The following is a 22517-nucleotide window of genomic DNA, read 5'->3' on the forward strand; positions in this document are numbered from 1 at the left end:
TGGCGGCGTAGGGTGGATAACGCTGTTTTTATCCACCATGGGGCGGCGCGGTGACGCTGAATCCCTCGATAAAAAACTAGGCGTTACACTGCGCCGCTGGAACCAGGAGGTGCTATGTCCGGCAAGGTGATAGTGGTCGATGACGAGGCGGCGATCCGCGAGGCGCTGCAGCAGTGGCTGGAGCTGTCCGGCTTTGTCGTGCAGTGCTGTGCCAGTGCCGAGCAGGCCCTGGGCCTGATCGACCGCGACTATGAGGGCATCGTGGTCAGCGATGTGCGCATGCCCGGGCGCGACGGCCTGCAGCTGCTCGATGCCCTGCTGCAGCTGGACCGCGACCTGCCGGTGATCTTGGTCACCGGTCACGGTGACGTGCCCATGGCGGTGCAGGCCCTGCGCCAGGGCGCCTATGACTTTATCGAGAAGCCCTTTACCCCCGAACGCCTGCTCGACAGCGTGCGCCGCGCCCTGGACAAGCGCCGCCTGGTTTGCGAGAACCGCCAGCTGCGCCAGCAGGTGGCCGACCGCGGGCGTATCGAAGGCGAGCTGATCGGCATCTCCCGACCCATGGAGGCGCTGCGCCGGCAGATCCTCGAACTGGCCGGCACCTCGGTCAATGTGCTGATCCGCGGTGACACCGGCAGCGGCAAGGAGCGGGTGGCGCGCTGCCTGCATCAGTTCAGCCCGCGGGCCAGCAAGCCCTTTGTCGCCCTGAACTGCGCGGCGATTCCCGAGCAGCTGTTCGAGAGCGAGCTGTTCGGCCATGAGAGCGGCGCCTTTACCGGCGCCCAGGGCAAGCGCATCGGCCGTATCGAGCATGCCGACGGCGGCACCCTGTTTCTCGACGAGGTGGAGAGCCTGCCCCTGGCCCAGCAGGTCAAGCTGCTGCGCGTGCTGCAGGAGCGCAGCCTGGAGCGGCTGGGCTCGAACACCAGCATCCAGGTCGATCTGCGGGTGATCTGCGCGGTCAAGCCGGACCTGCTGGATGAGGTCAAGGCCGGACGTTTCCGTGAGGATCTGTACTACCGCCTGAACGTGGCCAATCTGCGTATCCCGCCGCTGCGTGAGCGGCGTGAGGACATTGCCCTGCTGTTCGAGCACTTTGCCCAGCAGGCGGCCCAGCGCCATGGCCGCGAGGCACCGCCGCTGGTGCCGGGCGAGCTGGCCCGGCTGCAGGCCCACGACTGGCCGGGCAATGTGCGCGAGCTGATCAACGCCGCCGAACGCCATGCCCTCGGACTGGGTGGGCAGCCAGGCGAACAGGCGCAGGTGGTCGGGCAATCCCTGGCCGAGCAGATGGAAGCCTTCGAGGCCCAGTGCCTTCACACTGCCCTGCAGCAGTGCCAGGGCAATATCGCCGCGGTGATGGAACGGCTGCAGCTGCCCCGGCGTACCCTCAACGAGAAGATGCAGCGCCACGGCCTGCAGCGCAGCGACTACCTGCCCGACGAGCAGCCGTAGGGCGGACCTGCCAAGGTACGTAGGGTGGATGACGCCTTTTTCATCCACCGATACAACCACCGCCGGTGGATAGGTGAAGCGCTATCCACCCTACACGGCTGTTGGGGGCGCATGAGCGTCCTGCTTCGGCAATTTTCCGCTTAGCCGCCTTTCGCGATAGGCGATTTTCCGCCTATCGCGCTCCGTCTAATCGAGCAAAACCGCTCTAGATCGGGCTTTCTGCGCCTGGCATGGCATCTGCAATAGCTTTCGCAGTCTGGCGCTGGTCAACAGCGTCTAGAGTTAAAGCTCTGCATAAAGCCATAACAACGACGGAGAACCTCCATGCGACTGACCAAACGTCTCAGCCTGCTCGCTGCAGCCGCAGCCTTTACTGCCAGCACCGCCGCCCTCGCCGCGCCGACCTTTATCAATATCCTCACCGGGGGCACCAGTGGCGTGTACTACCCCATCGGCGTGGGCCTGTCGCAGCTGTACAGCAATGGCATCGAAGGCTCGAAGACCTCGGTGCAGGCGACCAAGGCTTCGGTGGAAAACCTCAACCTGCTGCAGAGCGGGCGTGGCGAGCTGGCCCTGGCCCTGGGCGACTCGGTGAGTGACGCCTGGAATGGTGTGGAAGAGGCCGGCTTCAAGGCGCCGCTGAAAAAACTGCGGGCCATTGCCGGCACCTACCCCAACTACATTCAGATCGTCGCCAACAAGGAGTCCGGCATCACCAGCCTGGAAGACCTCAAGGGCAAGCGCATCTCGGTCGGCGCGCCGAAGTCCGGCACCGAGCTCAATGCCCGCGCCATCTTCGCCGCCGCCGGCCTGAGCTACGAGGACATGGGCAAGGTGGAGTTCCTGCCCTACGCCGAGTCGGTTGAGCTGATCAAGAACCGCCAGCTGGACGCCACCCTGCAGTCCTCGGGCCTGGGCATGGCGGCGATCCGCGACCTGGCCGCGACCCTGCCGATCACCTTCGTGGCGATTCCCGCCGAGGTCACTGCCAAGATCGATAACGCCGCCTATCAGGCTGCCGCGATCCCGGCGGGTACCTACGACGGTCAGGACAGCGATGTGCCCACCGTGGCCATCCAGAACATCCTGGTCAGCCACGAGGACGTCTCCGAGGAAGTGGCCTACCAGATGACCAAGCTGATGTTCGACAACCTGGAGCGCCTGGGCAATGCCCACTCCGCCGCCCAGGACATCAAGCTGGAAGGCGCCGCCAAGAACCTGCCGATCCCGCTGCACCCGGGTGCCGAGCGCTTCTACAAGGAAGCCGGCGCGCTGTAAGGCTGTTGAAGGGTTGGCCGGGTAGGATGGGTTGAGCATCGCGATACCCATGCTGCACGGTCTGAGCCTGGTGACAGCCTTCACCATCGCTCGATGGGTTACGCCGCTGTGCGGCTAACCCATCCTACCCAGGCATCACTGTCCTAGAGCTGCGAATAAAACCGGCGTGCGTTGCACGGCAGGTTTTGTTGGCGACTCTGAACTTATCCATGCGCCAACGAGGGCATTAGCTCCATGAGCGATCATCATCAAGGCCTGGCGGCCAGCCCCGCCGACTGGCCGAAAGCGCTGCTGGCCGTGGCGCTGCTGTTTTCCACCTTCCAGATCATCACCGCGGCCTTCCACCCGGTGTCCAGCCAGATCCTGCGCGCCGTGCATGTGGGCTTTCTGTTGCTGCTGGTGTTTCTCTGCTACCCGGCCCGTGGCCAGGCGCGGCCCTGGCAACCCCTGGCCTGGCTGCTGGGTTTGGCCGGCATGGCCACGGCGATCTACCAGTGGGTGTTCGAGGCGGACCTGATCCAGCGCTCGGGGGATCTGACCCAGGCCGATATGGCCATCGGCCTGGTGCTGATCGTGCTGGTGTTCGAGGCCGCGCGGCGGGTCATGGGCATCGCCCTGCCGCTGATCTGTGCCCTGTTTCTCGCCTACGGCCTGTTCGGCCAGTACCTGCCGGGCGACCTGATGCATCGCGGCTACGCCCTGGACCAGATCGTCAACCAGCTGGCCTTCGGCACCGAAGGCCTGTACGGCACGCCGACCTATGTCTCGGCCACCTATATCTTCCTGTTTATCCTGTTCGGCGCCTTTCTCGAACAGGCCGGGATGATCAAGCTGTTCACCGATTTTGCCATGGGCCTGTTCGGCCACAAGGTCGGCGGGCCGGCCAAGGTGTCGGTGGTGTCCTCGGCGCTGATGGGCACCATCACAGGTTCCGGCGTGGCCAATGTGGTCACCACCGGCCAGTTCACCATCCCGCTGATGAAGCGCTTCGGCTATCGTCCGGCCTTTGCCGGCGGGGTCGAGGCGACCTCGTCCATGGGCAGCCAGATCATGCCGCCGATCATGGGCGCGGTGGCCTTTATCATGGCCGAGACCATCAACGTGCCGTTCTTCGAGGTGGCCAAGGCGGCGTTGCTGCCGGCGCTGCTGTATTTCGGCTCGGTGTTCTGGATGGTTCACCTGGAAGCCAAACGCGCCAACCTGCAGGGCCTGCCGAAAGACCAGTGCCCCAACCCCTGGGCCGCGGTGAAGCAGCGTTGGTACCTGCTGATCCCGCTGTTTATCCTGATCTACCTGCTGTTTTCCGGGCGCACGCCGCTGTTCTCCGGCATGGTCGGCCTGGCCCTGACCGCCATCGTGATTCTCGGCTCGGCGATCATCCTGCAGGTGTCGTCCACGGCCATGCGCTTCGCCTTCTGGATCGCCCTGGGTGTGCTCTGCGCCGGCTTCTTCCAACTGGGCATCGGCGTGGTGTTCGGCGTCGTCGCGCTGCTGGTGGCGGTGTGCGGGTTTATCAAGGGCGGGCGCGATACCCTGACCATCTGCCTGCATGCGCTGGTGGAGGGGGCACGGCATGCCGTGCCGGTGGGCATCGCCTGCGCCCTGGTGGGGGTGATCATCGGCGTGGTGTCGCTGACCGGGGTGGCCTCCACCTTCGCCGGCTATATCCTCGCCATCGGCCAGGACAACCTGTTCCTCTCGCTGATCCTCACCATGCTCACCTGCCTGGTGCTGGGCATGGGTATTCCGACCATCCCCAACTACATCATCACCAGCTCGATTGCCGCGCCCGCCCTGCTGGAGCTGGGCGTGCCGCTGATCGTCTCGCATATGTTCGTCTTCTACTTCGGCATCATGGCCGACCTTACCCCGCCGGTGGCCCTGGCCTGCTTTGCCGCCGCGCCGATTGCCAAGGAGAAGGGCCTGAAGATCAGCCTGTGGGCGGTCCGCATCGCCATCGCCGGCTTTATCGTGCCCTTTATGGCGGTATACGACCCGGCACTGATGCTGCAGGGCGACAGCCTGCTGGCCACCTTCTATGTGCTGGGCAAGGCGGCCCTGGCGGTGGGCATCTGGGGTGTGGTGTTCACCGGCTTCTTGCAGCGGCCGCTGAGTTGGTGGGAGCGCGCCCTGGGCTTTGCGGCCGGCGCCAGCCTGATCCTGGCCACGGCCATGAGCGATGAAATCGGCTTTGCCCTGGCGGCGCTGTTTATCGCCCAGCACCTCTGGCGCGCCCGCCGCGCCCAGGTGGCCACGGCATGATCGGCCTGTGTCTGGGCCTGGCTGGGGCGGTCTGGGCCGAAGTGCCCGTGCCGGCCTTTACCCTGGCCTGGACACACAGCATCGAGAAGGTGCGTTGGGAAGAGGATTACCGCATCACGCCCGAGGGCCTGCTCCTCGGCGAGGCGCGGATCAAGGGTTCCGGGGCCGGCATGGAGATTCCAGACGGCGCCGAACTGCGCGAGGGCAGTTGGCATTACCAGCGTCAGCTACCCCCCTTGCAACCGCTGCGCTTGGGGCGAACCCCCGAGGCAGGGGATTATCAACTGTGTTTCAACCAGCGTTGCCACTCGATGAGTGCATGGCTCGGCCCGCCACAAGCGAGTCAGCCGGCGTTGGAACTCTGGAGCTGTGAGCAAGGCTCCCCCGCTGCGGCGGGCCAGGACGGCGGTTAATCCCCGTCTGCTCCCAAGGCCACAAGCCCTGGTGCTGTAGAGGAGAACCCCCATGTGGCGCAGGCCTGTGGGGGTTTTGTTCTTTTGGCCTGGGGGGCTTGCTGGTCTAGGCTTGCAGGGTCAGCCATTAGCGGAGAGCCCTGCCATGCGCCATCTACGTCTTACCCCCCTGATCCTTGGTCTTTGCCTGGCGCCAGGCCTGGCCAGTGCGGTCGATCTGCAGCCGGGGCTGTGGGAGATCAGCTCGCAGCAGATGCAGGTCGATGGCCAGAGCATGCCGGGCATGCAGCAGATGATGGAGCAGTTGAAGAACCTGCCCCCCGAGCAGCGTCAGATGATGGAACAGATGATGGCCCAGCAGGGTGTGCAGCTGGGCGATCAGGGCGTGCGTATCTGCCTCAGTGCCGAGCAGATCGCCCGGGAAGAGTTCGCCATGCCGGATCTGCAGGACGGCTGTCGCCATGAGATCGTCGAGCGCAGTGCCCAGGCCTGGAAATTCCGTTTCAGCTGCCCGGATGGCGACGGTGAAGGGGAAACCCGCTTTATCGACGGCAAGGCCTTCCACAGCCAGTTCCGTGGCATGCACGGCGGCAAGAGCACCCGCATGGAGAGCCATGGGCGCTGGGTCGGTGCGGACTGTGGTGGCTTGCAGCCTCAGTGAGCGTGGCTTGGCGAGCCCTGGTCGGTAATGCCGTGACGCAACTTGAGTGCCTCGATCCATTCGGCCTGGTCGCGCAAGAAGGCGTTGAACTGCTCAATTACTTCGGGGTGCTGGATGCTGGAGAGAAAGTAGTGATCGTCCAGGTAGTCCAGGCTGGGGTCGAATACCAGGGCGCCGCTCTTGCCCATCAGGCCCAGTTGATGGGCCACCACCTGGGGGTTGAGATAGACCGCATCGACCCGATCATTGAGGGCCATGGCCAGCAGTGAGTCGATCTGGTTGGCCTGGATCAGCAGGAGATGCCCGGCCTCGATATCTTCCAGATAGGGCCAGGGGGTAAAGCCGCGCTGGGTGCCGAGGCGGCGGATACGCTGCTCTCCCAGGCCGAGGTATTGTGGCTTGACCATCACCCCGTCGATGGCCGGCGCCGCGGTCTGACTGTAGTGAATGGCGTGGCCGGTCTTGATATCGGCATTCCAGCGCGGGTTGTCGGGGTACTTGAAGTCCACCCGGCCGTGCAGAAAGTCGCTGAGCAGGCGCCGCACCGGCAAAGGCTGGTAGACGAATTCATGGCCGGCCTGGGCGGCGAAGGCGTCCAGCAGCTCGCGGCCGTAGCCCAAGTAACGGCCCTCCTCGACGCTGGAGTAGGGCATATAGGGCTGTAGTTCGACCCCGATCGTGAAGGTCTGAGCCTGCAGCGAGGTACTGAGTACTAAAGCCATGCTGGCCAGCAGTGTGGCAACTCTCATCGGGCAGACTCTTATTGGAATAGGGCATCCGGTCTATAGCAACCATAGCCAATCGGCCGTGACTCGGGGAAGTATCCGCAGCAGTTAAATTGACTCATTTACCAGAAAATCGTCGCGCCGTTGCCCGCCAAGCCGCGCCGAATCTGGCCTTTTGCCTGCAGGCATGGCCCATGGCTGTTACCCTGTAGGGCTAGGTCGCCGATTCTGGCGACCGAACGAGTAGGGCAATCCCGTCCTCGTGCGCGTAAAGCGTGCCACACGTCAAAGGAGCAACCCCCCATGGGCCAACACCCTTCGTCTGACACGACCCCGCTACCAGATGCGGAAAATCTGGACGGCATCCCGGCCCCCAGTGGCGATGCCAATCTGATCGACACCGACTATGTGATCGGTCAGGACAACATTCAGGGGCAGTTTTCCTTCTCCCTGGATATCCACGGCAAGGTGTTCAGCATCTCCGCCATCACCGCCGTGATCTTCGTGATCCTCGCCCTGGCCCTGCAGAATCAGGTTGAACCCCTGTTCGGTGCCCTGCGCAGCGCGATCACCAATAACCTGTCCTGGTTCTTTATTGGCTCGGCCAATATCTTCGTGCTGCTCTGCCTGGGCCTGATCGTCTCGCCCCTGGGCAAGGTGCGCATCGGCGGTATGGAGGCCACACCGGACTACTCCTATCTCAGCTGGTTCTCCATGCTGTTCGCCGCCGGCATGGGCATCGGTCTGATGTTCTACGGCGTGTCCGAGCCCATGTCGCACTACAGTTCGGCCATGGCCGGGATCAGTGTCGGCGAAGACGGTTTGCGCAGCGACTGGGCGCCACTGGGCGCCGCCGCGGGCAATAGCGAAGAGGCGGTACGTCTGGGGATGGCCGCCACCATCTTCCACTGGGGCCTGCACCCCTGGGCGATCTACGCCATCGTGGCCCTGGCCCTGGCGCTGTTTTCCTTCAACAAGGGTCTGCCGCTGTCGATTCGCTCGATCTTCTACCCGGTGCTGGGTGAGCGGGTATGGGGCTGGCCGGGCCATGTGATTGATATTCTGGCGGTGTTTGCCACCCTGTTCGGTCTGGTCACTTCCCTCGGTCTGGGCGCGGAACAGGCCGCCGCTGGCGTCGAATACCTGTTCGGCATCGAAGCCTCGGATACCAGCAAGGTGCTGCTGATCATCGCCATCACCGCCATCGCCCTGGCCTCGGTGGTCGCCGGCTTGGACAAGGGGGTCAAGCGCCTGTCGCAGATCAATATGGGCCTGGCCCTGGCCCTGCTGCTGTTTATCATCATCGCCGGGCCGACCCTCGCCATCCTCACCGGCTTCTTCGACAACCTCGGCGCCTACCTGCAATACCTGCCGGCGCTGTCCAACCCCATTGGCCGTGAAGACGCCAACTTCAGCCAGGGCTGGACCGCCTTCTACTGGGCCTGGTGGATCAGCTGGTCGCCGTTCGTGGGCATGTTTATCGCCCGGGTCAGCCGTGGCCGCACGGTGCGCGAGTTCCTGGTCTCGGTGCTGCTGGTGCCGTCCCTGGTGTCGGTGCTGTGGATGACCGCCTTCGGTGGCACCGCGATCAACCAGCTGCTGGTGGATGGCTTTACCGGCGCGCAACAGGCCGGGCTGGAACTCAAGCTGTTCAGCATGCTCGGCGAGCTGCCGCTGACCGCCATCACCTCCTTTATCGGCATCGTGCTGGTGATCGTATTCTTTATCACCTCCTCGGACTCCGGCTCCCTGGTGATCGACACCATCACCGCCGGCGGCAAGGTCAATGCACCGGTGCCGCAGCGGGTGTTCTGGTGCACCATCGAGGGAGTGATCGCCATCGCCCTGCTGCTCGGTGGCGGCCTGGTGGCCTTGCAGGCCATGGCGGTGTCGACGGGCCTGCCGTTCACCATCGTGCTGCTGGTGGGCTGCGTGTCCATCGTCAAGGGATTGATGAGCGAGCCGCGTTAAGCGTTGTTGCTGAGTGGTTCATGAGCGCGCCTTCGGGCGCGCTTTTTATTGTGCGGATGTTATGGCTGGGTTGCCGGGAAGCTCACAACTGGGTCGAGGTTTTCAGCCCAGGTATGGTGAGTGCCTTCGCCCATGGCGTCCAACGCAGCCGTCATAAATTCAATAAACACCCGGACCTTCGCCGGTAGGTACTCGCGTTTGGGGAAGATGGCGAATACACCGCTGTCCGGTTGCGGTGGCCGGTAGTAAGGGTAGAGGGAGACCAGGGCGCCACTGTGCAAACCCTGTTTGGCCAGAAAGTGCGGCAGCTGAGCAAAGCCCAGGCCATCCGCGCACATATGCGCCATGGCTTCACCGTCATCGGTGATATGACGCCGCGCCAATTCATAGGGCTGGTATTGGCCATGAGGGTCGGGCAAGAAGATCGGCTGCAGCTGTTGGCTTTCCTTGATGCGAAAACCAATCCAGCTGTGCTGATGAAAGTCCTCGGCATTGCGCGGTATACCATGGGTGTCCAGGTAGTGTGGCGAGGCACAGACCAGAAAGTCCATGGGGCTGAGCCGCCGGGCCACCAGGCGGCTGTCCTTTACATAACCCGTGCGCAGGGCGACATCGATTTCATGCTCGATGATGTCCAGGTGCAGATCATTGATCTCAAGTTCCAGCCTGATCGCCGGATAACGCTGGCAGAAGGCCTGTAACAACGGGCGAAGGTAGAGGTGGCCGTAGCAGGCGGCCGAATTGATACGCAGGGCCCCGCTGGGCGAGTCATTCAGCTGCTTCAACTCGTCTTCGCAGGCACCGAGGTCTTGCATCAACTTACGCACCGTGGCGGCATAGCGCCGGCCGGCCGTGGTAATGCGCAACTGGCGGGTGGAGCGCTGGAACAGGGTCAGCTGCAGCTGAGCTTCCAGGCGGCCTATTGCCTTGCTGACGGTGGACGGATCGGTGTCACAGGTCTTGGCTGCCGCCGCGAAGCTCCCACCGTCGCAGGTGGCCAGAAAGAGTTCCAATAAGCGCAGTTTATCCATGACTGACTCAATACATGCAGTGTGCTATCGGCCGAGAGTAGCATGGATATTCGTGAATACTATTCACGAGTCAAAGGGCGGGTGTTCTGTTTTTCTGCTTTTCCGGATGGATCATATTCAGCGTCCAGTAATAAGCCGTATTGCTTAAGTGAGGCGCTATGTTGAACACACTATCCGTCAAGACGCTATGGACCTACTTTGCCCTGGCTTTTATCTGCATGGCGGGGCTGGCCTATATCAATTTCCTGCCTGGTGTCGTGAGTGCATTAGCCGGCGGTATAGGCTTCAGTGAGGTAGAAGCCGGGCAGATTGTTGCGGTGAATGGCTATGGTGGCCTGGTCGGCAGTGTGGTCGCTATTTTTCTAGTGCGCCGAGTCAACTGGAAAACAGCCGTGGTGACCTGTTTAACCCTGCTGACATTAATGGATAGCGCGACTGCCTGGATCGAGGGCTATAGCATCATGCTGGGCTGGCGCTTCTTAGCGGGGATATTAGGCGGGTTAAGCCTTGGTGTGGTGTTTTCCGTATTGGCACGGCTGGACAATCCCGATCGCTCCTTCGGTACTTTGTTGTTTGTCCAGTTCAGTATTGGCTCGTTGGTTGTTTATCTGTTGCCTGGGCTTGAGGCACTGATAAATGCCTATGCCGTCTTTTATATGATGGCCAGCATCGCGCTGTTAAGTATTGTGTTTATAGCGCTTCTCCCTCGACTTAATTTAAGCAAGGAATTGAGTAAGCGGCCGCAACCGTTGTTTGGGGAATATCGGAACGCGTTCTTACTTTTGGCGGCCATTATGCTGTATCAGGTTGCCGCCAGCGCGATCTGGGCCTATGTGGGGCTGATTGGCCTGGCAGCGGGCATCGCCGCAGAACGTGCGAGTTCATATATCGCCATCACCGGCTTGCTTGGCCTGCTAGGCGCCATGTTGCCCGTCGTGACGGGCAGTCGTCTGGGCCGCTTGAGCTGGGTTGTCACGGGTGTGGCACTGTCGCTTATGGCGGCGCTGTTACTGGATTTCGCCCAGCACGCGACGCTGTACGTCAGCGCAATGGCCTTGCTGTTTTTTGCCTGGCCAGCCGTTCAGGCCTACTTGCTGGCGGTAACGGCAGAGATAGATGGCAGTGGTCGGCTTGCCACCATGGCGGCAGTCGTTTCCTTTGTTGGCTTGGCCACAGGCCCACTGCTCGCCTCCAGTCTGTTGGATAAGGGCAATTATTCACTGATGCTCTACAGCTGTGCGCTGCTGTTTGTATTGAGCTATTTGCTCTTGTTAAAGCCGGTACAGGCATATGAACGTTCGGCCTTGGCTGTGCTGCCAACTAATTATCCCGCATAAGACAGATAGACACGGGCGCTAGTTATCTCTGTGCCCGTACTTAAAAATATTTATCCCTAAATAAAGCGGTGAGCTTAATGATTCGCTACGCCTTTAATAAAATGCTGCTGACGATGAAGAAGCGCTATAACTATGACGTTCGTTATCAGCAGGATATCTTGCAAGCCGACTTAGGCGCCTATCTAAAGTTCATGGGCTTTCAGACCATGGCCGCGCACTCGGCCGGTTTGCCTGCAGAACCCCTGTATGCCGCGCGGATTCGCGCGATTATCTGGGATGACTGCGGGCCCTGTACCCAACTGGTGGTGGATATGGCGCTGGAGGCCAAGATAGACGCCCGTATTGTGCGGGCCATTATCGATAAAGACCTGCACAAGCTGCCTGAAGAGATTGCCTGGGTGGTGCAGTTTACTGACTGTGTATTGGCCCATAGCCCTGAAGCGGATGACTTGCGAGAAAAGATAGTCGCTTTATGGGGCACTCAGGGGCTTATCTCCATTGGCTATGCCATCAGCGCCTATCGGGTCTATCCGGCACTGAAATACGCCCTGGGATATGGCAAGGCCTGCAGCCGGATTCAGGTCAACGAATCCTCGCTCGTACCCACGCGCAATGCCGTGTCGGCGGAGGATACTGCCCGTGTTGGCTAGATGTTCCACCGGCCTGGCGTTGGTGCTGGGGTTGGCCGCGCTGGTCAACGGCGCCTTTATGACCCTCGCCCCCGAGACCTGGTACTGGCTGGTGCCGGGTGTGCCGGAGCGAGGGCCGTTCAATCAGCATTTTTTACGGGATATCGGCATCAACTACATGCTGATCGGTGCGGCTTTTGTCTGCGGGGCGCTTTACCCAGCACAGCGGCTGATCCTCTGGGCGGTGCCCACCGCCTGGCTGGTGGGTCATGCACTGTTCCACATATGGGAGGTACTGGTCGGTATCTGTGGGCCTGCATCGCTGCTTGAGGATTTTGCCGGTGTGACACTGCCAGCGTTGCTTGCCCTGGGGTTGCTGTATCACAGCGCCAAGGCGCAGCAAGGTGAGTAAGCCGGTTATTGCGGCTGCACTGTTGAGTCTGGCGCTTGCGCTGGGCGCCGTACTGGCGTTCGTTGCCCCCAGGCCGATTGCGTCGCAAGCCATCGAGTGGCTGGAAGCACCACGCAGCGTGCCGGGTTTCCGGCTTGAATCCGAACAGGGCGCCTTTGCCAACAGCGCACTGAGCGGGCGCTGGAGCCTTGTGCTGTTTGGCTTTATGCACTGTGCCGATATCTGTCCGGCGGGGTTGGGGCAAATGGCCAGGCTGGCGGGAGGCTTGCCTGATCGGATCGGTGAAGCGGAGATTGCCTACGTCTTTGTGTCTGTTGATCCAGGGCGAGATACGCCGGCTGATTTGGGGCGGTTTGTCAGGCACTTTGACCCGGCTTTTCTCGGTGTCACGGGAGATGAAGCGCAACTGACGACCTTGGCCAGAGCCTTGGGCGCTCGCTTCAAGGTTTCAGCAGACCCGGATGACTATCGGGTGGCCCATTCCACGGGTTTTTCGATCATTGATCCTGATGGACAGTTTCGTGGGCGCTTCCGTGCGGATGCCGATATGTGCAGCGTGGCCCGAGCACTGACAGCCAGGTTCGAGGCCGAGGCGTTTCAGCTCCACAGCTCGCCCACGGTTGTAGCCGCTGAGTAGTGGGTCGCCACCTGGGCCTGCAGCAGTTCGGCGGTGGCCAGGGCGTCGCTCAGGGCATGGTGGGCGGTGTAGGGCGGCAGGTTGTAGCGCAGGCGGCTGTCGGCCAGGCGGATGGAGGTGGGCTGGCGGCCCAGCAGCTTGCCCAGCCAGCCGGGCTGGCGCTTGGGGTGCAGGCGCGCCTCCAGTTCCATGGTGTCGATCAGCGGAAAGCTCAGGCCCTCGCCCAGGTGTTGGCGCAGGGCCTGGTCGAGAAAGCCACGCTCGATATTGCGGTAATGCACCACCATAAGCCGGCCGGCCATGGCCGTCAGCAGCTCGTCGAGGATCTGCCCCAGCGCGGGTGCGTGGCGGATATCGCTGTGGGTGATGTGGTGGTAGGTGACCGACTCGCTGCTCAGTTCGCTGCTGGGCTTGACCACCCAGTAGCGCGCCTCGGCGCAGCGGATGCGACGCAGGTCGAAGGGCACCAGGCCAAGGCTGACGATGGCGTGCTGCTGCGGGTCGAGGCCGGTGGTTTCCACATCCAGGGCCAGCAGCGGCAGCTCGTTCAGGGGCGTGTCGGCGGCCGGGGCGCCGGCGCGGTAATAGGCCTGCAGGCGCGGGTCGCGGGCGCTGTCCGCCAGCCTGGCGAAGTGTGCCGCCCAGTCGAGGGGCGGGGTTGCGCTCATCCGGGCTGCCCCGGGTAGCGAAAGCGCAGGAATTTCTGCGCATTGCTCAGCACGCCAAAGGCTTCCTTGAGGTTGTGCCGTTCGCTGGCGGAGACCTTGTCCGGCTCGATGTAGTTGTTCGGCTCCAGGCCGTCCTCGATGGCGCGGGCCTGGTGGCGGATGCGCACCATGCTGAGGAACTCCAGGGCATAGCGCAGCTGGGCCAGGGCCTCGGGCTGCAGCAGCTTGGTCTTGCCGATATCGTCCAGGCGCTCCAGGGAGTTCTGCGCCCTGGAGCCACAGGCCAGGGCGTGCACGCGGATCAGGTCGGTCAGCGGCGCGGTACCACGGCCCTTGAGGTTGATGATATGGCGGTGCTGGCCGTCGGTTTCCATGACAAAGGTGCGGAAGAAGCCCAGCGGTGGCGTGCGGTTCAGTGCATTGCGCGCCAGGGCGGCGAGGAAGGCCGGGCTGGCGCTGGCCTTGTCCGCCAGCAGCTCCTTGAGGTTGTCCACCAGTTCGATTTCGCCGTAGACGCCGTCCAGGTCGAAGAAGATGCAGCTGTTGAGCAGGGCCTGGGGCTTGGGCTGCTCGATCCACTGGCTGAAATACTCGCGCCAGACCCGCAGCGGCTGGCGCCACTGGCGGTTGCTGGCCATGATCCCGCCCTTGCAGTAGCTGTAGCCGCAGGCGGCCAGGCCATCGCTGACGAACTGGGCCAGGGCGGCGAAATAGGCGTCGTGCTGGGCCGGGTCGAAGCGGTCATCGAGCACCAGGGCGTTGTCCTGGTCGGTGACCAGCAGCTGTTCGTCCCGGGCCATGGAGCCGGCCACCATAAAGCAGTAGGGCACCGGCGCCGGGCCCAGCTGCTGTTCGCCCAGCTCCAGCAGGCGCTGGATAAAGGCGCGGCCGATGCCGGCCATGGCGCTGCCGATCATATGGGCGGTGGCCTGGTCGTTGACCATGCGCACATAGGTGCCGCGCAGGTCCGGCAGCAGGCTCTGCAGGCCGGCCACGTCGCTCTGGTTGAAGATGGAATTGACCAGCGACAGGCTGCTCTGCGACTCGTAGCGGATGATGTCGGTCAGGTTGATCAGGCCAATCGGGCGGCGCCGCTGCACCACCGGCAGGTGATGGATATTGTGCCGCAGCATGCACAGCATGGCCTCGAACACGCTGTCGTCGGCCTGGATGGTGACGGGGTTGGGCGACATCACCTGGCTGACCGGGGTGCTGCCAGGCAGGCCCTCGGCCAGCACCCGGGTACGCAGATCGCGGTCGGTGAGGATACCGACCATCGCGGCGGCCTGCCCGGCGGGGGGTGTGTCGATGATCACCAGGGAGGACACGCCCTGTTCGGTCATCAGTTGCGCGGCCTGCTGCACCGGGGTGTCCTGGCTGGCGCAGACTGGCGCGCGGCCGAGCAGCTTGCGCACCTTGAGCTGGATCAGACCGCTGGCCTTGCCCTGGCTCTCCACCGCCGACTTGAGCCGCGACTGGCCCTCGGCCTCGACGAACTCGGCGAAACTGTCGAACTGCTCGCAGAGCTGGCCGAACAGGGCGCCGGGGATAAAGTAGATCAGGCTATCCTCGATGGCCCGGGCCGGAAACCGCACCTTGTTGCTGCGCAGCAGGCCGGCCTGGCCGAAGATATCGCCCTCGCTCAGGCGGTTGTACAGCTCGCCGCTGCGCCGGTAGATCTCCACCGCGCCGCTGCGCACATAGTGCAGCTCATGGATGGGCGCGCCGTACAGGAGGATGTCGGTGCCGGCCTTGAAGTAGGCCACCTCGACCTGGCGGGCGATGGCATCCAGGCTGTCTTCGGGCAGGTTGTCGAAGGGCGGGAAACGGTTGAGGTGGTCGCGGATCTCCAGTAACTCGATCTGCATCGGCTCTCTCGTCAGTGCGGGTTCAGGGCAGACCATAGCGTGAATGGCGCCATGTTGCTCGCGGCCTGCTAGGGTTTTAGTCAATTTCAGCGCAAGGAAAGGCGATGCAAGGGTTGGGATTCTGGCTGTTGGGCGTGCTGGTGCTGCTGGCCGCCGGGCTGATCTTTTACTACAACCGACTGGTAGCCGATCGTGCCCGGGTGGCCGAGGCCGCCAGCGGCATCGATGTGCAGCTCAAGCGCCGCGCTAGTCTGATTCCGGCGCTGGTGCAGTGTGTGCGCCACTACATGCAGCATGAGCAGGCGACCCTGCAGGCGCTGGTGGAGGAGCGGGCGCGGGCGGTGCAACTGGCCGATTCGCCCCTGGGCCAGCGGGCGCCGGTGGAAGCGCACCTGGGCAGCCAGTTGCGCCAGCTGTTCGCCCTGGTCGAGCAGTACCCGACGCTCAAGGCCGATGGCCAGTTTCTCGACCTGCAGCGCAACATCAGTGAGGTCGAGCAGCATATCCAGATGGCCCGGCGTTATTACAACGGCGCGGTGCGTGAACTCAATGTGCGCGTGCACTCGGTGCCGAGCAACCTGGTGGCGCGGTTGTTCGGCTTTGCCGAGGCCGAGTATTTCGCCCTGGACGACAGCGCCGAGGGGCGCCCGCCGCAAATGGAGTGGAAAGGATGAAGGGATGGCGAGCTTGTGTGCTGCTGGTGCTGTGCCTGTTGGCACCTGCGGCCCTGGCTGAAGAGCTGATCGAGGATTTCAGCGTACGGATCGAGGTGCAGCGCGACGGCAGCCTGCTGGTGACTGAGCGCATCAGCGTGCAGGCCCGGGGCCAGGAAATCCGCCGCGGCATCTACCGCGACCTGCCGGTGCGCTACCAGCTGGATTCCGGCCTTGAGGCGCATGCCCCCATCGAGCTGCTGGAGGTCCTACGCGATGGTCGGCCCGAGCCTTTCCATGAAGAGAACCTGGGCGCCTATCGGCGCTATTACCTGGGCTCGGCGAACCATCTGCTCAATGATGGGCGCTATGAGTACCAGCTGCGCTACCGCACCGAGCGCCAGCTGCTGCATCACCCGGAACGCGACGAGCTGTACTGGAACGTCACCGGCAATGGCTGGAGCTTTCCCATCCGGGCGGCCTCGGTAGAGGTGCAGTTACCCGCCGGGGCGCGGATTCAGAACTGGGCCGCCTATACCGGGGCGGCCGGCGAGCAGGGCCAAGCCCATGAGTTGCTGGTGCTGGAGGAGGCGCGATTCGGCCTGCGCACCACCGCGCCGCTGGCGCCTTACCAGGGGTTGACCATCGCCCTGGACTGGCCGGCGGGTCTGGTGGCACGACCCAGTGCCGAAGAACAGGCCCTGCAGGGCCTGCGCGATAACCTGGGGCTGGCCCTGGGGGGCGGGCTGCTGCTGGGGCTGCTGCTGTTCTACCTGCGCAGCTGGTGGAAGCTGGGACGTGATCCGCGCAAGGGCCTGATCATTCCGCTGTTCGCTCCGCCCGAGGGCATGGGGCCGGCCTGCGCCGGTTATCTCTGGCATAAAGGTTTCAGCAAGGGCTTCGATTCGGCCAGGGCATTGGCCATCAGCATCACCGAACTGGCCATCGGTGGGCGTCTGCAGCTGGAGGATGATGCCCGCAAGGGGCGTTACTCGCTCAGCCGTAGTGGCGAAGGGCAGCCCTGGCGTGAGGAGCAGGCCTGGCTCAATACGGTATTCGCCAACGCCGAAGCGCCGCCGCTGCAGTTGGGGGGCAGCTATCAGTCACGCCTGGGTGAAGGGCTGAGCGAGCTGACCAGCCTGCTGCTGGACACCGGCAAGCAGTGGTTCAGTCGCAACTACGGACGCTGGACCCTGGGCCTGTTGTGGGCGCTGCTGGGCTGCGGGCTGATGCTGTTTTTCAGCCTGCACAGTGGCGATGAGATGGGCCAGGCCTTTGCCGGCCTGTTGTTCGCCCTGGCCTTTGGTGGTCCGGCCCTGGGCATGCTGGTGATGGCCTGGCGGCAGCCGAGCTGGAAGAGCCGGCTATTTATGAGCCTGGCCGGCTTGATGTTTCTCTGGCCGGCCCCGGTGGGCCTGTGGTTGCTCACCGAGGTGGTCAATTCCTGGGTGCTGCTGTTGCTGGCGGCCTATGTGCTGCTGGTGCTGCTGTTCTTCTTTCTCCTGCCGGCGCCGACCCAGGAGGGCCGGCGCCTGCTCGACCAGCTGGAGGGCTACCGCAACTACCTGCAGCTGGCCGAGGGTGACAGCCTGGCCCGGGCCGGCGCGGCGCCCGCCATGAGCATCGCCCTTTACGAGCAGCATCTGCCCTACGCCATGGCCCTGGGGGTGGAAGAACAGTGGACGGCGCGCTTCAGTGAGGCCCTGGCCAGCGGCCTGATCGACCCGGCGCAGCGCGACTATCAGCCACGCTGGTACCGCAGCCGCGAACCACTGTCGGCCAAGGCCCTGGGCAGCAGCCTGGCCGGCGGTCTCAGCCGCGCCACGGCCAGCACCTCGCGGCCACCCTCCAGTTCGTCATCCGGCGGATCCTCGGGGGGCGGTTCGTCCGGTGGCGGGCGTGGCGGTGGTGGTGGCGGCGGCTGGTAGTGGCTTAGGTTCGTATTACACGGCCTGACAAGACAATCTGCCGCACTTCTTTACGTGACATGCTGTGCTGTTTTGCATGGGCATAACTCGTCAGAAAGGTGTCACGTGCCGCTGGGGCTGTGGGGCACTTGTCCATGACCAGTTGATCAAATTCCGCTTCGCTGATGAAGCGCTGCAGAGTAATGCGGTAGAGCAAGCCAAACTGAGTACCCAGTGCGGCAGCAGCATCTCCGCGCGTGCCGATCAGGCAGTTCTCGAAATCAATCACTTGCAAGGGGCAGCTGGTATCTGCAGGTACCATGAAATTGGCTGCCCAGGTATCGAGGTGCATGACATCCGCACCGACCATTTGGGCAATCAGGGCGGTGGCTTGGCGGGCAAATTCTTGTGGGTCATGGCTGGGGCTGGCCAGCCATTTCTCCCCATTGATGTGGTCGGCCAGATTTTCGCTGACGATAAACAGCTCACTGACCCAGCCCATTACAGTGAGGTTGTAACCGAAGGCGATAATTCGAGGTGTGGGGATGCCACGCTGGTGAGCCTGTACAGCATTGATCAACTCTTCTACCGCGCGTTCGTAGCCACCGCCCTTGCGCTCACTGCGCCGTAAACCGAGGGTCAGACGCATGCGTGTACGCCAGCCGTTAATGACGGCGCTTTTTAGAAACAGATGGGCATATTGATCATCCATAGCCTCGGCTATTCGACGCTTGTCATGGGAGTGATGGCTAAGCTGTTTGTGCAGGCTTTGGAGTAACTGCTCGGCATCAGCCTCGCGACCGAACAAGTGCATTCTGTGCAACTGCGCCTGGACGGGAAATATCTTGGCCAGTTCCTTCAGGTAGGAAAGCATGTATGCAACCTTGCAGGGGTAGTGGTCTAGACGGGTATTCTCAGAGTTTCCCTTGGGATGAACAAGCCATACTGTTGGTTGAATGAGAATGCTCTCAGTACAGGCTCAGGGGCTCGCCGCTGTGGTCGAAGGCGATAAAGCTGCCAATGCTGCCGGCCTCGATGGCGCTGACCATCATGCGCAGCGGTTGCTCGGCTTCATCGCTGCTCGGCGCCTGGCCTGCGCGGCCGCTGAGGCCGGCGGCGAACAGCAGGTCCCAGGTCTGGCCGGTACGCTCGGCCTCGGCACACAGACTGGTGAAGTCCGCCAACTCGGTGGGCAGTTTATCCACGCACAGCACCGGCTTGAGCGCGCCGCCCTGGCCTTGGGCGAAGGCCTCACACTCAGCCTCGCTGGCATCCTCCGGCAGCTCGGCGCGGGCGAATACCAGCAGCAGACGCTGGGGTTCGGGCTGGGCTTGGGCGGCGCTGAGCAGGTCGGCGAAGTCGTGGATATGCATGACGGGTGGGTCCGGGGTGGCATGGGCTGAACACCACACTGCCATGCTGACCAGCTGTCGACCATATCCCCAAAGGTGTATGCCTTCGGGGCTTTGCCAGGTCGCAGCTGCCGTACGGACTCAAGCGGGCGATGCTGGCAGTGCCGCGCTCGCGGTTGATGTCGGGACGCCGTTCTACAGGCTAGCCGCTCAGTGCTTTGTGCATCAGCGCCCGCGGCAGGCTGACATCGCCGCGTTGCACCTCTTGCTGCTCCACCACAACAAAACCCTGGCGGGCAAAAAAGGGCTGGGCCAACAGGCTGGCTTCGGTGTGCAGCAGGCTGACGCCGGCGGCGCGCAGTTCGGCCTCGGCGGCCTGGTAGAGGCGTTGGGCCACGCCCTGGCGGGCATGCTCGGGGTGGCTGAACAGCAGGTCGATATGACCGTCCAGGTCGAAGCCGATAAAGCCGGCCATCTGGCCTTGGCATTCGCCCAGCAGCACCTGCTGGGCGGCCAGACGCCTGGCCCAGGCCTGCCTGTCCACTGACTCGGGCGCCCAGGCTCGGCGTTGTGTCTGGTCATAGTGGCTGGCGGCAAGTTGCTGCACCGAGGCATTGAACAAGACGAGCAGGGCGTCGAGGTCGTCAGGCTGGTAGGGGCGCAACAGGGGGGTGACAGTGCTCATGGTGGTTGACCCGTTATAGTCGCCTGTCAGTTTAGCCCTTTAGACCTGTTGTGGGTTGCGTCTGGCGTGCCCATCCAGCAAACGCTGGAACAGTTGTGGGTCGCCCCATTCCTGGCGGATGCGCTCGGCGAAGACAATCTGCCCCAGCTCGAACGCGACCATACGCGGGTTGTAGGCATCCTCGCGAAAGCACTGGGCGTAGCCGGTGTCGGTTTCGTGGGCGATCACCGAGTGCAGGCGCACGTCCTGTTCGCCGTTGACCATCTCGGTGAGCTGCAGCAGGCCGTCCACCAGGCAGAAGATCACCCGCGAGAACTGCTCGGCGCTGGGTGATACCGGCAGGCTGATCCAGCGCTCGGAAAAGCGCTGGCAGCTGGCGATATAGTCGGCGTCGTCGCCATCCCAGAAGGTCACGGCGTGGTCGAAGGCGTCGATCAGGTCGCGCACATCGCCCTTGAGCAGGCCGAAGTCATAGACCATCTGGCCGTTATCCAGGGCATGGGCCTCCAGCAATACTTCTATCTTGTAGGAATGGCCATGCAGCGAGCGCGAACAGAGCCGGCTGCTGCAGCCGCGCACGATATGCGCGCTCTCGAACTTGAACAGCTTGCGGATCAGCATGGCGGCTCCTGACCGGGCATGCGCGCCTCAGTGCTCAGCCGCTCGACCAGATCATTGAGCGTCAGGCTGCCGAGGTTGTCGCCGGCGCGGCTGCGCAGGGTGACGCAGCCTTCGGCCTTTTCCTGCTCGCCGATCACCAGTAGGTAGGGCACTTTCTGCAGGGTGGCTTCGCGAATCTTGTAGCCGATCTTCTCGTTGCGCAGGTCCGCCGCCGCACGCAAACCGGCGCGCTTTAGGCGGGCCAGCACCTGGCGGGCATAGTCGTTCTGCCCTTCGCTGATGGTCAGCACGGCGGCCTGCTGCGGCGCCAGCCACAGCGGGAACAGGCCGCTGTAGTGCTCGATAAGTATGCCGGTGAAGCGCTCCAGTGAGCCGAACAGGGCGCGGTGCAGCATCACCGGGCGTTCGCGTTCGCCCTGCTCGTTGACGTAGCTGATATCGAAGCGCTCGGGCAGGTTGAGGTCCACCTGCAGGGTGCCGCACTGCCAGTCGCGGCCGATGGCGTCGCGCAGGACGAATTCCAGCTTGGGCCCGTAGAAGGCGCCTTCGCCGGGGTTGAGCTGGTAGTCGATGTTCATCCGTTGCAGTGCGCCGGACAGCGCGCCTTCCAGTTGATCCCAGGTGGCGTCGCTGCCGATGCGGTTGGCCGGGCGGGTGGAGAGCTTGACCGCCACCTCGTTGAAGCCGAAGTCGCGGTAGATGGCGAACACCAGGGCGATGGTGTCGGCGCACTCCTGCTCCATCTGCGCGGCGGTGCAGAAGATGTGCGCGTCGTCCTGGGTGAAGTGGCGCACGCGCAACAGGCCGTGCAGTGCGCCGGAGGGCTCGTAGCGGTGCACCTTGCCGAACTCGGCCATACGCAGCGGCAGGTCGCGGTAGCTCTTCAGGCCACGGGCGAACAGCGCCACGGCGCCGGGGCAGTTCATCGGCTTGAGGGCGAACACGCGCTCGTCCTCGGTGCTGGTGGTGAACATGGCCTCGCGGTAGTTGAACCAGTGCCCGGAGGTTTCCCACAGGCTGCGGTCCATCACGTCCGGGGTGTTGACCTCGACATAGCCGGCGGCGTCCTGCTGCTGGCGCATGTAGCCGATCAACTGCTGGAACAGGGTCCAGCCCTTGGGGTGCCAGAACACCGAGCCCGGGGCGCAGTCGTCGAAATGGAACAGGTCGAGCTGCGGGCCGAGCTTGCGGTGGTCGCGCTTGCCGGCTTCTTCCAGGTGGGTCAGATAAGCCTTGAGTTCCTTCGGCGTGGCCCAGCAGGTGCCGTAGATGCGCTGCAGCGCAGCGTTCTTCGCATCGCCGCGCCAGTAGGCACCGGCCACCTTGGTCAGCTTGAACGCCTGCAGATGGCCGGTGCGCGGAATATGCGGGCCGCGGCAGAGGTCTTCGAACTCGCCCTGGCGGTACAGCGACAGCACTTCGCCGGCCGGAATGTCGCGGATCAGCTCGGCCTTGTAGTGCTCGCCCTGGGCTTCGAAGTGGGCGATGGCGGCGTCGCGTGGCAGCTCGCGGCGGCTGACCGGCAGGTCGGCGGCGGCCAGCTCGGTCATGCGCGCCTCGATCAGCGCCAGGTCATCCGGGGTGAAGGGGCGTTCGAAGGCGAAGTCGTAGTAGAAGCCGTCCTCGATCACCGGGCCGATGGTCACCTGGGCGCTGGGGTACAGCTGCTTGACCGCCATGGCCAGCAGGTGCGCGCAGGAGTGGCGCAGCAGCTCCACGCCCTCGGGGTCGCGCGCGGTGATCAGGCTGAGCTGGGCGTCGTTTTCGATCAGTGCGCTGGTGTCCACCAGGCGGCCATCCAGGCGGCCGGCCAATGCGGCCTTGGCCAGGCCGGGGCCGATATCGGCGGCCACCTCGGCGACGCTCAGGGGCTGGGGATACTGACGCTGGCTGCCGTCGGGCAGGGTAATGCTGGGCATAGGGGGTCTCTAATCAGGTTCGGTTAACGG

21 protein-coding genes are annotated in these 22517 nt (G+C 63.5%); 12 read left to right on the forward strand and 9 right to left on the reverse strand.

The features are described from left to right. Window positions 1–114: 114 nt before the first annotated feature. From GJV18_RS02045 to GJV18_RS02065, 5 genes are all read left to right on the forward strand, one after another. Window positions 115–1458, forward strand: coding sequence for a sigma-54-dependent transcriptional regulator (locus GJV18_RS02045; RefSeq protein ID WP_160343060.1), 1344 nt, complete (start codon window positions 115–117; stop codon window positions 1456–1458). Between the two features lie 324 nt (window positions 1459–1782). Beyond that, the gene (locus GJV18_RS02050) at window positions 1783–2736 is read left to right on the forward strand and encodes a TAXI family TRAP transporter solute-binding subunit (RefSeq protein ID WP_160343061.1); all 954 of its coding nucleotides are present in this window, start codon (window positions 1783–1785) and stop codon (window positions 2734–2736) included. Between the two features lie 234 nt (window positions 2737–2970). Next, entirely contained in the window at window positions 2971–4998 is a 2028-nt protein-coding gene (locus GJV18_RS02055) for a TRAP transporter permease (RefSeq protein WP_160343062.1), read from the forward strand. Continuing rightward, window positions 4995–5411: a DUF1850 domain-containing protein gene (locus GJV18_RS02060; protein ID WP_160343063.1), complete on the forward strand. Its 417-nt coding sequence runs from the start codon at window positions 4995–4997 to the stop codon at window positions 5409–5411. Before GJV18_RS02055 ends, GJV18_RS02060 begins: the two co-directional genes overlap by 4 nt. Window positions 5412–5556: 145 nt before the next feature. Beyond that, window positions 5557–6072, forward strand: a complete 516-nt coding sequence (locus tag GJV18_RS02065; protein WP_160343064.1) for a DUF3617 domain-containing protein — start codon at window positions 5557–5559, stop codon at window positions 6070–6072. Here the strand turns inward: GJV18_RS02065 and GJV18_RS02070 are convergent. After that, complete coding sequence (locus tag GJV18_RS02070) at window positions 6066–6821, reverse strand: substrate-binding periplasmic protein (protein ID WP_160343065.1); 756 nt, start codon at window positions 6819–6821, stop codon at window positions 6066–6068. The genes GJV18_RS02065 and GJV18_RS02070 overlap by 7 nt on opposite strands. Before the next feature lie 279 nt (window positions 6822–7100). Between GJV18_RS02070 and GJV18_RS02075 the strand changes: the two genes are divergently transcribed. Beyond that, the gene (locus tag GJV18_RS02075) at window positions 7101–8768 is read left to right on the forward strand and encodes a BCCT family transporter (protein WP_160343066.1); all 1668 of its coding nucleotides are present in this window, start codon (window positions 7101–7103) and stop codon (window positions 8766–8768) included. 59 nt (window positions 8769–8827) lie between these two features. Here the strand turns inward: GJV18_RS02075 and GJV18_RS02080 are convergent, their stop codons facing one another. Beyond that, window positions 8828–9799, reverse strand: coding sequence for a LysR family transcriptional regulator (locus GJV18_RS02080; RefSeq protein WP_160343067.1), 972 nt, complete (start codon window positions 9797–9799; stop codon window positions 8828–8830). 158 nt (window positions 9800–9957) lie between these two features. Between GJV18_RS02080 and GJV18_RS02085 the strand changes: the two genes are divergently transcribed. From GJV18_RS02085 to GJV18_RS02100, 4 genes are all read left to right on the forward strand, one after another. Then, complete coding sequence (locus tag GJV18_RS02085; protein WP_160343068.1) at window positions 9958–11136, forward strand: MFS transporter; 1179 nt, start codon at window positions 9958–9960, stop codon at window positions 11134–11136. 77 nt (window positions 11137–11213) lie between these two features. Continuing rightward, window positions 11214–11786 (forward strand): hypothetical protein, encoded by a 573-nt coding sequence (locus GJV18_RS02090; protein ID WP_160343069.1) that lies wholly within the window; start codon window positions 11214–11216, stop codon window positions 11784–11786. Beyond that, a complete protein-coding gene (locus GJV18_RS02095) occupies window positions 11776–12177 on the forward strand; it encodes a hypothetical protein (RefSeq protein WP_218571952.1) in 402 nt (133 codons plus the stop codon). The genes GJV18_RS02090 and GJV18_RS02095 overlap by 11 nt, the downstream gene beginning before the upstream one ends. Beyond that, window positions 12170–12814 carry an SCO family protein gene (locus tag GJV18_RS02100; protein WP_160343071.1) on the forward strand — a complete coding sequence of 215 codons (645 nt, stop codon included), beginning with the start codon at window positions 12170–12172 and terminating at the stop codon, window positions 12812–12814. The genes GJV18_RS02095 and GJV18_RS02100 overlap by 8 nt, the downstream gene beginning before the upstream one ends. Here GJV18_RS02100 and GJV18_RS02105 read toward each other — a convergent pair. Beyond that, complete coding sequence (locus GJV18_RS02105) at window positions 12775–13482, reverse strand: 3'-5' exonuclease (RefSeq protein WP_160343072.1); 708 nt, start codon at window positions 13480–13482, stop codon at window positions 12775–12777. The two genes, GJV18_RS02100 and GJV18_RS02105, sit on opposite strands and share 40 nt — an antisense overlap. Next, entirely contained in the window at window positions 13479–15350 is a 1872-nt protein-coding gene (locus tag GJV18_RS02110) for a DUF294 nucleotidyltransferase-like domain-containing protein (RefSeq protein ID WP_160343073.1), read from the reverse strand. Before GJV18_RS02110 ends, GJV18_RS02105 begins: the two co-directional genes overlap by 4 nt. 104 nt (window positions 15351–15454) lie before the next feature. Between GJV18_RS02110 and GJV18_RS02115 the strand changes: the two genes are divergently transcribed. Beyond that, window positions 15455–16024, forward strand: coding sequence for a LemA family protein (locus GJV18_RS02115; RefSeq protein ID WP_160343074.1), 570 nt, complete (start codon window positions 15455–15457; stop codon window positions 16022–16024). Continuing rightward, the gene (locus GJV18_RS02120; protein ID WP_160343075.1) at window positions 16021–17931 is read left to right on the forward strand and encodes a DUF2207 domain-containing protein; all 1911 of its coding nucleotides are present in this window, start codon (window positions 16021–16023) and stop codon (window positions 17929–17931) included. The genes GJV18_RS02115 and GJV18_RS02120 overlap by 4 nt, the downstream gene beginning before the upstream one ends. A gap of 4 nt (window positions 17932–17935) precedes the next feature. On the opposite strand, the gene GJV18_RS02125 is transcribed toward GJV18_RS02120, so the two are convergent. The 5 genes from GJV18_RS02125 to thrS all read right to left on the reverse strand — a co-directional run bounded on the left by GJV18_RS02125 (window position 17936) and on the right by thrS (window position 22487). Beyond that, a complete protein-coding gene (locus GJV18_RS02125; RefSeq protein WP_160343076.1) occupies window positions 17936–18784 on the reverse strand; it encodes a lipopolysaccharide kinase InaA family protein in 849 nt (282 codons plus the stop codon). Window positions 18785–18878: 94 nt separating this feature from the next. Next, window positions 18879–19328, reverse strand: coding sequence for a ribonucleotide reductase subunit alpha (locus GJV18_RS02130; RefSeq protein WP_407692328.1), 450 nt, complete (start codon window positions 19326–19328; stop codon window positions 18879–18881). A 136-nt stretch (window positions 19329–19464) separates the two neighbouring features. Then, the gene (locus tag GJV18_RS02135) at window positions 19465–19947 is read right to left on the reverse strand and encodes a GNAT family N-acetyltransferase (protein WP_160343077.1); all 483 of its coding nucleotides are present in this window, start codon (window positions 19945–19947) and stop codon (window positions 19465–19467) included. A gap of 39 nt (window positions 19948–19986) precedes the next feature. Beyond that, complete coding sequence (locus GJV18_RS02140) at window positions 19987–20568, reverse strand: 6-pyruvoyl trahydropterin synthase family protein (RefSeq protein WP_160343078.1); 582 nt, start codon at window positions 20566–20568, stop codon at window positions 19987–19989. Further along, a complete protein-coding gene (gene thrS / locus GJV18_RS02145) occupies window positions 20562–22487 on the reverse strand; it encodes a threonine--tRNA ligase (protein WP_160343079.1) in 1926 nt (641 codons plus the stop codon). Before thrS ends, GJV18_RS02140 begins: the two co-directional genes overlap by 7 nt. Window positions 22488–22517 lie beyond the last annotated feature (30 nt).

This window comes from Pseudomonas xionganensis (assembly GCF_009763245.1).
GTDB classification, from domain to species: Bacteria; Pseudomonadota; Gammaproteobacteria; order Pseudomonadales; family Pseudomonadaceae; genus Aquipseudomonas; species Aquipseudomonas xionganensis.

Excerpts from the sequence above, each read along its gene's own strand:
- GJV18_RS02140 (WP_160343078.1), bottom strand. The coding sequence starts at position 20,568 with ATGCTGATCCGCAAGCTGTTCAAGTTCGAGAGCGCGCATATCGTGCGC.
- GJV18_RS02080 (WP_160343067.1), bottom strand. The coding sequence starts at position 9,799 with ATGGATAAACTGCGCTTATTGGAACTCTTTCTGGCCACCTGCGACGGT.
- GJV18_RS02110 (WP_160343073.1), bottom strand. The coding sequence starts at position 15,350 with ATGCAGATCGAGTTACTGGAGATCCGCGACCACCTCAACCGTTTCCCG.
- GJV18_RS02070 (WP_160343065.1), bottom strand. The coding sequence starts at position 6,821 with ATGAGAGTTGCCACACTGCTGGCCAGCATGGCTTTAGTACTCAGTACC.
- GJV18_RS02115 (WP_160343074.1), top strand. The coding sequence starts at position 15,455 with ATGCAAGGGTTGGGATTCTGGCTGTTGGGCGTGCTGGTGCTGCTGGCC.
- GJV18_RS02075 (WP_160343066.1), top strand. The coding sequence starts at position 7,101 with ATGGGCCAACACCCTTCGTCTGACACGACCCCGCTACCAGATGCGGAA.
- GJV18_RS02050 (WP_160343061.1), top strand. The coding sequence starts at position 1,783 with ATGCGACTGACCAAACGTCTCAGCCTGCTCGCTGCAGCCGCAGCCTTT.
- GJV18_RS02060 (WP_160343063.1), top strand. The coding sequence starts at position 4,995 with ATGATCGGCCTGTGTCTGGGCCTGGCTGGGGCGGTCTGGGCCGAAGTG.
- GJV18_RS02055 (WP_160343062.1), top strand. The coding sequence starts at position 2,971 with ATGAGCGATCATCATCAAGGCCTGGCGGCCAGCCCCGCCGACTGGCCG.
- GJV18_RS02045 (WP_160343060.1), top strand. The coding sequence starts at position 115 with ATGTCCGGCAAGGTGATAGTGGTCGATGACGAGGCGGCGATCCGCGAG.
- GJV18_RS02125 (WP_160343076.1), bottom strand. The coding sequence starts at position 18,784 with ATGCTTTCCTACCTGAAGGAACTGGCCAAGATATTTCCCGTCCAGGCG.
- GJV18_RS02135 (WP_160343077.1), bottom strand. The coding sequence starts at position 19,947 with ATGAGCACTGTCACCCCCCTGTTGCGCCCCTACCAGCCTGACGACCTC.
- GJV18_RS02065 (WP_160343064.1), top strand. The coding sequence starts at position 5,557 with ATGCGCCATCTACGTCTTACCCCCCTGATCCTTGGTCTTTGCCTGGCG.
- GJV18_RS02105 (WP_160343072.1), bottom strand. The coding sequence starts at position 13,482 with ATGAGCGCAACCCCGCCCCTCGACTGGGCGGCACACTTCGCCAGGCTG.
- GJV18_RS02130 (WP_407692328.1), bottom strand. The coding sequence starts at position 19,328 with ATGGCAGTGTGGTGTTCAGCCCATGCCACCCCGGACCCACCCGTCATG.
- GJV18_RS02090 (WP_160343069.1), top strand. The coding sequence starts at position 11,214 with ATGATTCGCTACGCCTTTAATAAAATGCTGCTGACGATGAAGAAGCGC.
- thrS (WP_160343079.1), bottom strand. The coding sequence starts at position 22,487 with ATGCCCAGCATTACCCTGCCCGACGGCAGCCAGCGTCAGTATCCCCAG.
- GJV18_RS02120 (WP_160343075.1), top strand. The coding sequence starts at position 16,021 with ATGAAGGGATGGCGAGCTTGTGTGCTGCTGGTGCTGTGCCTGTTGGCA.
- GJV18_RS02085 (WP_160343068.1), top strand. The coding sequence starts at position 9,958 with ATGTTGAACACACTATCCGTCAAGACGCTATGGACCTACTTTGCCCTG.